The sequence below is a fragment of the Mesorhizobium sp. M2A.F.Ca.ET.039.01.1.1 genome (assembly GCF_003998035.1).
Lineage (GTDB): Bacteria > Pseudomonadota > Alphaproteobacteria > Rhizobiales > Rhizobiaceae > Mesorhizobium.
Genome location: NZ_RZRY01000285.1, coordinates 1 through 7,740 on the forward strand (window position 1 = coordinate 1; position 7,740 = coordinate 7,740).

The 7,740-nt window shown below is 62.4% G+C and carries 11 protein-coding genes; 3 read left to right on the forward strand and 8 right to left on the reverse strand.

Features of this window, described 5'->3' with window-relative positions; translation table 11 throughout:
- The first annotated feature begins 177 nt into the window (after positions 1-177).
- From EOA24_RS20830 to EOA24_RS20840, 3 genes are all read left to right on the forward strand, one after another.
- Positions 178-789 carry a glutathione S-transferase gene (locus EOA24_RS20830; RefSeq protein WP_126082700.1) on the forward strand — a complete coding sequence of 204 codons (612 nt, stop codon included), beginning with the start codon at positions 178-180 and terminating at the stop codon, positions 787-789.
- A 28-nt stretch (positions 790-817) separates the two neighbouring features.
- Complete coding sequence (locus EOA24_RS20835; protein ID WP_126082701.1) at positions 818-1,435, forward strand: uracil-DNA glycosylase family protein; 618 nt, start codon at positions 818-820, stop codon at positions 1,433-1,435.
- Between the two features lie 108 nt (positions 1,436-1,543).
- A complete protein-coding gene (locus tag EOA24_RS20840) occupies positions 1,544-2,035 on the forward strand; it encodes an Lrp/AsnC family transcriptional regulator (protein ID WP_040982768.1) in 492 nt (163 codons plus the stop codon).
- Positions 2,036-2,056: 21 nt separating this feature from the next.
- Here the strand turns inward: EOA24_RS20840 and EOA24_RS20845 are convergent, their stop codons facing one another.
- The 8 genes from EOA24_RS20845 to EOA24_RS20880 all read right to left on the reverse strand — a co-directional run.
- Entirely contained in the window at positions 2,057-2,629 is a 573-nt protein-coding gene (locus EOA24_RS20845; protein WP_126082702.1) for a DUF3299 domain-containing protein, read from the reverse strand.
- Between the two features lie 81 nt (positions 2,630-2,710).
- Positions 2,711-3,271 (reverse strand): GNAT family N-acetyltransferase, encoded by a 561-nt coding sequence (locus tag EOA24_RS20850; RefSeq protein WP_245467052.1) that lies wholly within the window; start codon positions 3,269-3,271, stop codon positions 2,711-2,713.
- The gene (locus EOA24_RS20855; RefSeq protein WP_127410024.1) at positions 3,231-3,929 is read right to left on the reverse strand and encodes a DNA alkylation repair protein; all 699 of its coding nucleotides are present in this window, start codon (positions 3,927-3,929) and stop codon (positions 3,231-3,233) included. The genes EOA24_RS20850 and EOA24_RS20855 overlap by 41 nt, the downstream gene beginning before the upstream one ends.
- 8 nt (positions 3,930-3,937) lie before the next feature.
- On the reverse strand, positions 3,938-4,807 hold the full coding sequence (locus EOA24_RS20860) for an NAD(P)-dependent oxidoreductase (protein WP_127410025.1): 870 nt from the start codon (positions 4,805-4,807) through the stop codon (positions 3,938-3,940).
- A gap of 116 nt (positions 4,808-4,923) precedes the next feature.
- On the reverse strand, positions 4,924-5,748 hold the full coding sequence (locus EOA24_RS20865) for an ABC transporter permease (RefSeq protein WP_126082705.1): 825 nt from the start codon (positions 5,746-5,748) through the stop codon (positions 4,924-4,926).
- Positions 5,745-6,461 (reverse strand): ABC transporter permease, encoded by a 717-nt coding sequence (locus tag EOA24_RS20870; RefSeq protein ID WP_126082706.1) that lies wholly within the window; start codon positions 6,459-6,461, stop codon positions 5,745-5,747. The genes EOA24_RS20865 and EOA24_RS20870 overlap by 4 nt, the downstream gene beginning before the upstream one ends.
- A 78-nt stretch (positions 6,462-6,539) precedes the next feature.
- Positions 6,540-7,325, reverse strand: a complete 786-nt coding sequence (locus EOA24_RS20875) for an ABC transporter substrate-binding protein (protein ID WP_095818023.1) — start codon at positions 7,323-7,325, stop codon at positions 6,540-6,542.
- Between the two features lie 151 nt (positions 7,326-7,476).
- Positions 7,477-7,740, reverse strand: a 264-nt coding sequence (locus EOA24_RS20880) for a molybdopterin-guanine dinucleotide biosynthesis protein MobB (protein WP_145970587.1), incomplete at its 5' end; no start/stop codon positions are given.

Here is a 7,740-nt window from a genome sequence, read left to right on the forward strand (position 1 = left end):
CATCTGGGCAGGCGCCTTCGAGGAGCCGCGGGACTGGCGCGACAGCCATCATGACGCGCCGGTCGAGAGAAAGCACGGCACGCTTGCCTCGTTGAGCGACGCGTTGCGCGAGTTCTTTCGCTTCTGGTGACGGGCGTATCCGAGCCCTATGATCCGGTGGAGAAACTGGAGGATGGAATGAAGCTGTTCGACGGCGGCCGCGCGCCCAATCCCCGACGTGTGCGTGTCTTTCTTGCCGAGAAGGGGCTGACAGTGCCGCTTGTGCCCGTCGACATGGCTGCGCTGGAGCATCGCGGCGAAGAGGTGGCGCAGCGCAATCCGCTGCGGCGCCTGCCGGTGCTCGAGCTCGACGACGGTACCGTCATCACCGAATCGATCGCCATCTGCCGTTATTTCGAGGAGTTGCACCCCGAGCCCGCGCTGTTCGGCACGGGTGCGCTCGGCAAGGCAAAAGTCGAGATGTGGCAAAGACGCCTGGAACTAAATCTCATGGTCAGCGTCGCGGCCGCGTTCCGGCATATCCATCCGGCTATGAAGGAATGGGAAGTGCCGCAGATCCCGGAATGGGGCGAGGCCAACAAGCCGAAGGCGATCGATTTCCTGCACCTGCTCGATCACGAACTGGCGCAGCGCGAATTCGCCGCCGGCGATGCCTATTCGGTTGCCGATATCACCGGAATGATCGCTATCGATTTCATGAAGCCGGCCCGCATCAAGGTGCCTGAGGAGTGCACGAATGTGCTGCGCTGGTATGCGGCGCTGACGAGCCGGCCAAGCGCGACGGCCTGAGCGACGAAGATTGGATAATCCGCCCGATATGAGCCAAGCATTGGAGCGCCTCACCGCGAGGGTGCGGGCCTGCCGCATCTGCGTCGACCAGCCGCTTGGCCGGCCCTTGCCGCACGAGCCGCGCCCGGTATTGAGGCCGTCCTCGAGCGCCCGCATCCTGCTCGCCAGCCAGGCGCCGGGCACCAAGGTTCACATCTCGGGCATGCCCTTCACAGACGCTTCCGGAGATCGCCTCAGAAGCTGGCTCGGCGTCAGCAGCGAAGAGTTCTACGACACTGAAAAGTTCGCCATCGTGCCGATGGGTTTCTGCTTTCCCGGCCAGGACGCCAAGGGCGGGGACCTGCCGCCGCGCCGCGAATGCGCGCCGGCCTGGCGCCGGGACCTGATGGCGCTGATGCCGCAGATCGACCTGGTGCTGACCATCGGCGGCTATGCGCAGGCATGGCATATGGGCACGACGCGCGCGGCGTCCTTGACGGATACAGTGAGGAATTGGCGCGCCGTCTGGGATGCTCCGGCCAGTCCAAAAGTGTTGCCGCTGCCGCATCCGTCGTGGCGAAACACGGGCTGGCTGAAGAAGAATCCCTGGTTTGAAATGGATTTGCTGCCCTTCCTGAGGTCGGAAATCCGCTATCGCATTGGTTAGGCATTCCGCAAGATATCACTCGCTTTTGGTGCCTTTGGCAGAATTTCTTTCTTGTGAAAGGCTCCGATAAAAGGGATTATGGCCAAACTATTCCCCTGGAGCCTCCTCATGGATCGCCTCGACAGAAAAATTCTCCGCCTCCTGCAGGAGGACGCCACGCTTGCGGTGGCCGACGTCGCCAAGAAAGTCGGCCTGTCGACCACGCCGTGCTGGCGGCGTATCCAGAAGCTTGAGGAAGAGGGCGTCATCAGGCGGCGCGTCGCCATCCTCGACCATGAGAAGGTCAACGTACGCGTCACCGTCTTCGTGTCGATCCGCACCAATTCGCACAGCCATGAATGGCTGCGGCGCTTCTCCGAGGTCATCCAGGAATTCCCGGAGGTGGTTGAGTTCTACCGCATGAGCGGCGACGTCGATTACCTGCTGCGTGTAGTGGTCCCGGATATCGCCGCTTACGATGCCTTCTACAAGCGACTGATCGCCAAGATCGAGATCCGCGACGTGTCCTCGTCCTTCGCCATGGAGCAGATCAAATACACAACCGAGATCCCGCTCGACTACATGGTTCTGGACAAGGAGTCGGGTGCGAACGCGGCGTGACACTGGTTGCGCCGATCGGCCTTAATTCTTCTTCTTGTTGAGGAAACTCCACGGCGAGTTGACCGGTAGGGTGACCGTATCCGGTACGCTGTCCACGCTCGCCACGTCCGCCTTGCGCACGGTATAGCCCGACTGAACGATCGAGACGCCATCGAGGATGAAGAGCTGGCTCTTTTCCATGCCGGGCTTCAACACGCCGGTGACGGCGACCGGGTCGTAAGCCTCTTTCATCTTGTAGGGATGCGCCGGCGTCACCAGCACGATCTGGTTGGGCGGCGGCGTCGGCATGTGGCTACAGGCGCCTGTCCACGGCACCAGCAGGAACTGGTAGACGAGGTCGCCGTCGCGATCGACCGGCAACGCATAGCCGGCTAATTGTATGGCCTTGTCCTGCAGATTGAGCGACAAAGTCTCGCCGTGGTCGGGCAGTTTTGCCGCGATCATCGGCAGGTTCGCGTCCTCGGCGATCGCCTGCGTGGAGGGGCGCAGATCCTTCCAGAGGATATGCACGACATCGGCTGCCGCATCGGCTCCCGAGGCGGCGAGCAGGAGCATGGCTGTCAGCGCCGCGCATGATTTGAAACGATTGTTCATGGTCGCTCCATCATCCGTCAGTCCATTTGCGGAATCGAGTCAAAGCGTCGTGACCGATCCAGACTCAGCGGTCCAGCCGCATCACATGCCGGCGCGTCCCGGCGGTGCCGATCTCGTGGAAGCCCCGCGCGACGAAATGTCGCGAAAGCCCATGAAGCGATAGCTGGGCGCGGCCTCGTCGACGGGATAGGCCTCGATGACGCGCGCGCCTTTGCCGAAGGCGTGGTCGATCGCGGCGTCGAGCAGGGCGGATGCCAGCCCGCCGCCACGCAAAGCCCTCGGCACATAGAAGCAGACGATCGACCATATGCCGGTCTCGCTGTCGTCCTGCTGCTTTGACAGTTTCCGGTAGGTCTCGCGCGGCGCGACCGAGCACCAGCCGACCGGCTTGCCGTCCAACTCGGCGACGATGCCCACGGGAGTGCCGGCATCGATCAGCGCCATCATCATGCGCTTCTTCTCGTCGTTCGGGATGTGCTCGCGGCTGGAATGGCGCCAGGCCATGCACCAGCAATATTTCGGCGCGCCCGGCTGCTCGAACAGCGTTTCGAAAGGGCCACGCGTCTCTTGCGTCACCTCGACAAAGCGGACGCCGGAAAGATCAGGTTCTTGCGGCTGCGAGCCTGGCGAGCTGTTTGGCATCCGTCAGTTCCTTCACCGCATCTCTGCCGACCCAACGCGGGTCGGGCGATGCCGCCAGTTTTTCCGCCAGCGCAAGGGCAGGGGCGTGCAGGCTCATCGAGCGCTTGCCGATCTGCCGCAGCGCCCAGTTGACCACCTTGCGAACGAAATTGCGCGGATCGCGGGCATGCTTCTCGATCAGCGGCAGATAGGCAAGGAAGGTTGCGTCCGGCTCTTTCTTCAGATGGACCGCGCTCCAGGCGAGCATGGCAAAGGCGGTGCGGCGGACGAATTCGCGTTCGTCTTCTGCGAATTCGTCGATCAGGCCGCGCCAGAATGGCGTTTCGGCAAACAGGTCGGCAACGGTGTCGACGATCTCCCAGCTGTCGAAATTCGCGGCCCAGCGCCGGCACTGGTTGATGTCGACCTTCTTAGGCTCGCCGGTGAAGGCCGCCATCAGCCGCGCCTCCCGGATGCCGCTTTCCCAGAGCAGAAGCGATCGCTCGTGGTTCTTCTTCAGCTTGCGCGCCAGCGGTCGCAAGTCGGAATTGCCGATGCCAAGCGCGCTCGCCGTGTTGATGCCGAAGCGCGCCATGCCCGCCAGATTCGCCTCCGTGCCGATCGCGCGCAGGTGCGCGACGACGTCGTCGGCGCTCCAGCTCGGGTCGGGCAGGGGCATCGTGGCGCCTATTTTTCCAGGCGTGCAAGCAGCGAGGAGGTATCCCAGCGCTTGCCGCCCATGTCCTGCACGTCCTTGTAGAATTGGTCGATAAGCGCCGTTACCGGCAGCTTGGCGCCGTTGCGGTTGGCCTCGGCCAGGCAGATGCCGAGATCCTTGCGCATCCAGTCGACGGCGAAGCCGAAATCATATTTGCCGGCATTCATCGTCTTATGGCGGTTCTCCATCTGCCAGGAGCCGGCGGCGCCCTTCGAGATCACCTCGACAACCTTCTCGATGTCGAGGCCGGCCTTCTTGCCGAAATGGATACCTTCGGCCAGGCCCTGGACGAGGCCGGCAATGGCGATCTGGTTGATCATTTTCGTCAATTGGCCAGCGCCGGCCGAACCCATCAGCCCGACCATACGGGCGTAGGCGTCAATGACCGGCTTGGCTTTGTCGAAGGCCGACTGCTCGCCGCCGACCATGACGGTCAGGATGCCGTTCTCGGCGCCGGCTTGGCCGCCTGACACGGGCGCGTCGAGAAAGGAGAAGCCTGCCTTGCGCGCGGCTTCATCCAGCTCGCGTGCGACCTCAGCCGAGGCGGTGGTGTTGTCGATGAAGACGGAACCCTTCTTCATCGCGGCGAAGGCGCCGTTGGCGCCGGTGGTGACCGAGCGCAGATCGTCATCATTGCCGACGCAGGAGAAGACGAAGTCCTTGCCTTCGGCTGCTTCGGCCGGCGTCAGCGCCAGCTTGCCGCCATGCTGGGCTACCCACTGCTCGGCCTTTGCCTTGGTGCGGTTGTAGACGGTGACGTCGTGGCCGCCCTTGTTCCTGAGGTGCCCGGCCATGGGATAGCCCATGACGCCAAGACCGAGAAATGCAACCGATGCCATAGACCTGCCTTCCAACAAAACACAGTTTCCAGTGGCCGAAGGTCTAGGCCATGCGAAAAATTCGTCAAGGCGCGCAGCGCTGCATCGACTGGTGCAGGCGGCCGAGCCGCAGGGATTTATCGATGCAGGTGGATGGTGATGCGGCGCTCGATCCATTCGACGCCGTGGCGCAGGATCTCGACCATCACCAAATAGACGATCGCCACCCAGATATAGGCCTGGATGTCGAAGGATTTCGCATAGGCGAGCTTGGCGTTGCCCATCAGGTCGTAGACCGTGATGATGGCGACGATCGCGGAGGCCTTGATCATCAGGATGAGCTCGTTGCCGTAGGGCCTGAGGGCAACGATGATCGCCTGCGGCAGGATGACCTTGCGCAGCGTCTGCAATTTGTGCAGGCCGAGCGAGGCAGCACCCTCCCATTGGCCGCGCGGCACGCTTTCGATGGCGCCGCGCAGGATTTCGGCCTGGTAGGCGGCGGTGTTGAGCGAGAAGGCAAAGACACCGCAATAGAAGGCCTCGCGGAAGAACCACCACAATCCTACCGTTTCCAGCTCCGGCCGGAAGGAACCGACGCCGTAATAGACGAGATAGGTCTGCACGAGCAGCGGCGTGCCGCGGAAGAAATAGACGTAGCAATAGGCAAGCCCGGACAGGATCCAGTTCTTCGACATGCGGCCATAGGCGACCGGCAGCGAGAAGATCGCTCCCAGCACCATCGAGATGGAAACCAGCGACAGGGTGGTTCCCAGGCCCTGCAGATAGGCCGGCGCGTAACGGGCGAAGAACTCTGGATTCCAGGCGTAGACGAGGTAGGCGACGATGCCGAGACCGAAGAGAATCCATACGCCGACCAGTGAGTAGCCGACGATGCGGGCGCGTGGCCAGCCGCGGGCCAGAGGGGGCGGCTTGTCGACGACGATGGCCTGGCTGACGCTCATCGCACCGCTCTCCGCCCGAGATGACGCAGAATGTGGCCGGTGGCGATCGACGACAGGATGGCGAGAGCCAGGAAGATCAACGCCGCCACACTGTAGAACAGGAAGGCATGCTTGGTAACGCGCGCCGCGACGCCGGACTGGCGCAAGGTCTCGGCGAGATTGACCACCGAGACCAGCGAGGTGTCCTTCAGCAGGCTTAGCCAGCAATTCTCGAGGCCGGGGAAGGCGATGCTTATCAGCTGCGGCAGGATGATCAGCCGCATCGTCTGCCATTTCGACAGGCCGATGGCGTAGCCGCCCTCATACTGGCCTTTCGGAATGGCGCGGAACGCGGAAAGGAAGACCTCGCTGGCATAGGAGGAGAAGATCAGCGACAGCACGATCATGCCAGCGATGAAGCTGTTGACGTCGATTGTCGCGGCCGGATTGAACAGCCGCACCAAGTATTGCAGCAGAAGCGGCATGCCGAAGAAGAACAGGAAGAGCGTGACCAGCTCCGGCAGGCCACGGAAAACCGTGGTGTAGATGTTGGCGGCGAGCCGCAGGGAGGGCTCTTCATGCTGCTTGGCGAAGGCGACGAAAAATCCGATCGTCAGGCCGATGGGCAGTGTGGCGAGCGCCAGCACGATGGTAACCAGAACGCCAGACGCAATGTCGTCACTCCAACCATCCGGTCCCCAGCTGAGAAGTGTCCAAATGCTTTGGGCCGGCATTGACGGGTCGTGTCTCCGTGGCGATCCCGGGAGAAGAGGAGGGCGGCGAGGAGTGCCTCACCGCCCTTGGCGTAACGATCAGGATTCGGCGCCGTAGACGTCGAACTTGAAGTACTTGTCGTTGATTTCCTTGTACTTTCCGTTCTTGCGGATGGTGTCGATCGCTTCGTTCAGCTTGTTGACCAGATCGGTCTCGCCCTTGCGCACGGCGATGCCGGCGCCCGGTCCGAAGATCTCGACCGGCTGCGGCGAGGGTTGGCCGAGGATCTTGCAGCAGGCGCCGTCCGGCGTATCCAGCCATTGCTGCAACACGACGATGTCGTCCTCGATCGCGTCGAGGCGGCCATTGGCGAGGTCCGCCTGCTCCTCGGGGCTGCTCGGATAGCCCTTGATGGTGCTGTCCGTGTAGGTCTTGGAGGCATAGTTGTAGTGCGTGGTCGTGGTGGCGACGCCGATGTTCTTGCCGGCGAGGTCTTCCTTGGTCACGCCCTTGAGCGGCGAATCCTTCGGCACGGCGATGGCCGACGGGGTGTTGTAGTATTTGTGGGTGAAGTCGACCTTTTCCTGGCGCTCTGGCGTAATCGACATCGAGGCGACGATGGCGTCGAACTTGCCGGCCTGGAGCGCCGGGATGATGCCGTCCCAATCCTGCGCGACGAAGGTGCACTTCACCTTCATCTCGTCGCAGAGCGCCTTGGCGATATCGATGTCGAAGCCGACCAACTGGCCGTCCGAGGTCAGGTTGTTGAAGGGCGGGTACGCGCCTTCGGTGCCGATCCTCAGAGTCTTTTCCTGAGCCTGGGCGACGCCGAGTGTCAGCAGCGCGGCCGAAGCGGCAAGCGCGATACGCAGTGCAATACGCATGATAATCCTCTCATATTGTCATGGCCGCTGTCCCGTGCGGCTCTTGTGGGCGGAGCTTCTTTACCGCCCGCTGAGGCGGATACTCCCACTCTTTGCGAGAAAAAAGCAACTGCAAATCAACGGCAAGCGACAATCGGGAAGTGCCGCTGCGTTACGTGGTTCGAGCCACGAGACCTGTGCTGCGCTCGACAAAGTCGGCTATCGATTTGGTGTCGTCGAGGTCGAAAACCGGCAGGTTTTCGCCTTCGACCGTAAAGTCGGCGGCGACCGCGACGATGTTGGGATCGTTGGCGGAAAGTGGCGTCCGGTCCTTGGCTTCGAGCCGCCTTGCCTCGATCTTCTTGTGCGCTTCGCGCTTGTAGCCCTCGACCAGCACGATGTCCGAGGGCGACAGCCGCGCCAGGATGTCGTCCAG

Coding starts and splice junctions, on each gene's coding strand:
- EOA24_RS20845 (WP_126082702.1), bottom strand. CDS start 2,629: ATGAACAATCGTTTCAAATCATGCGCGGCGCTGACAGCCATGCTCCTG.
- EOA24_RS20865 (WP_126082705.1), bottom strand. CDS start 5,748: ATGAGCGTCAGCCAGGCCATCGTCGTCGACAAGCCGCCCCCTCTGGCC.
- EOA24_RS20850 (WP_245467052.1), bottom strand. CDS start 3,271: ATGCCAAACAGCTCGCCAGGCTCGCAGCCGCAAGAACCTGATCTTTCC.
- EOA24_RS20830 (WP_126082700.1), top strand. CDS start 178: ATGAAGCTGTTCGACGGCGGCCGCGCGCCCAATCCCCGACGTGTGCGT.
- EOA24_RS20840 (WP_040982768.1), top strand. CDS start 1,544: ATGGATCGCCTCGACAGAAAAATTCTCCGCCTCCTGCAGGAGGACGCC.
- EOA24_RS20875 (WP_095818023.1), bottom strand. CDS start 7,325: ATGCGTATTGCACTGCGTATCGCGCTTGCCGCTTCGGCCGCGCTGCTG.
- EOA24_RS20835 (WP_126082701.1), top strand. CDS start 818: ATGAGCCAAGCATTGGAGCGCCTCACCGCGAGGGTGCGGGCCTGCCGC.
- EOA24_RS20860 (WP_127410025.1), bottom strand. CDS start 4,807: ATGGCATCGGTTGCATTTCTCGGTCTTGGCGTCATGGGCTATCCCATG.
- EOA24_RS20855 (WP_127410024.1), bottom strand. CDS start 3,929: ATGCCCCTGCCCGACCCGAGCTGGAGCGCCGACGACGTCGTCGCGCAC.
- EOA24_RS20870 (WP_126082706.1), bottom strand. CDS start 6,461: ATGCCGGCCCAAAGCATTTGGACACTTCTCAGCTGGGGACCGGATGGT.